The organism is Pseudarthrobacter kochi (assembly GCF_055412805.1).
Map to the genome: position 1 here is coordinate 1 of NZ_JBVAYV010000114.1, position 1,082 is coordinate 1,082.

1 protein-coding gene is annotated in these 1,082 nt (G+C 52.3%); it reads right to left on the reverse strand.

Annotated elements, in window-relative coordinates; all coding sequences use genetic code 11:
* Nucleotides 1–93: 93 nt before the first annotated feature.
* Entirely contained in the window at nt 94–777 is a 684-nt protein-coding gene (locus ACZY0Y_RS19880) for a tyrosine-type recombinase/integrase (RefSeq protein ID WP_463959941.1), read from the reverse strand.
* Nucleotides 778–1,082: the final 305 nt, after the last annotated feature.

The following is a 1,082-nucleotide window of genomic DNA, read 5'->3' on the forward strand; positions in this document are numbered from 1 at the left end:
AGTAATCACGAGATCAACAGCATCAGCCTTGAACTCATCAGAAAACGTGGGACGGGAAGACATGGGAACAATCCTTTCAAAGACTGTCTCACATCAGTAGTACACCTCAACTTTTATGACTTCGCCGTGCAAATTTATCCTGCGAGCAGGTAGAGCATCCAAGGCTTTCTTGCGGCGCTTAGCCGTTACTTCGTAGTAGGCCATTGTCGTTCCGAAACTCTTGTGACCCATGTAGCTCTGCAATACGTCGGGCGGAGTTGTCGAATTACCCTCGGCATCAGTGGCGTCGGCTAGCCGTTGGGCGAATGCGTGTCGAAACGAATAGGCATCAATGCTCGACCAGTCAAAATGTACAAGGTTACCGTCGGATCCTTCTACTGCTCCCTGGAACGGAGAAGATTTCTGAACCAACTTTGCTAGTTTTCGAATTCGGGTGCTCAAGAAGTTTGCCCGATACGGCTCGTCGGCGGTGCTGTAATTTGAAGACGGAAAAAGCCATTGAGATTGGATACCGTGTTCCCGCTTGATGTCTTGCCACTGGCGGATCACATCGTGTGTCTCTTGATGCAGCGGTAACCTATTGCCCATGGCATAAGGTGGCTTTCCTTGTTGCCACTCCAGGTAGGGCGAGCCTTGCGAGTCATACGAGATGCACTCGTCATTCAACTTCAACGTCTCGCTCGTGCGCCGACCACATCGCTCGTGGACGAAGATCAGCGCTCGAGTTTCAGCATCTCGATAGGAACTACCCAGGTCGATCAGATGGAGATGATCCATAAGCCAATCCATGATGGGCTGTGGAACGAATCTGAAGGGCTCATCGGAGTTCGAATCCGACCCTTTTCGCCCAATTGCCATGTGTCTCGTGGAATTAACCGAGAAACGGCCAGGGATGTCTCCAAGGCTATTCAGCCCGGTATGGCCGTCGCGGGCGAACTCAAGTACCCGGGCAATTCCGTGGATTCGTTTTCTGGCTCTTCAGAATTGAGAGTGTAGTTTCGGTCTGAATCCGCCGGATTCGAGGAGTGATCTGGCGATGTAGTTGGTGAGGTTGCGGAAGCCGAGGGCGGAGCCGCGGAGGT

Excerpts from the sequence above, each read along its gene's own strand:
- ACZY0Y_RS19880 (WP_463959941.1), bottom strand. The coding sequence starts at position 777 with ATGGATCATCTCCATCTGATCGACCTGGGTAGTTCCTATCGAGATGCT.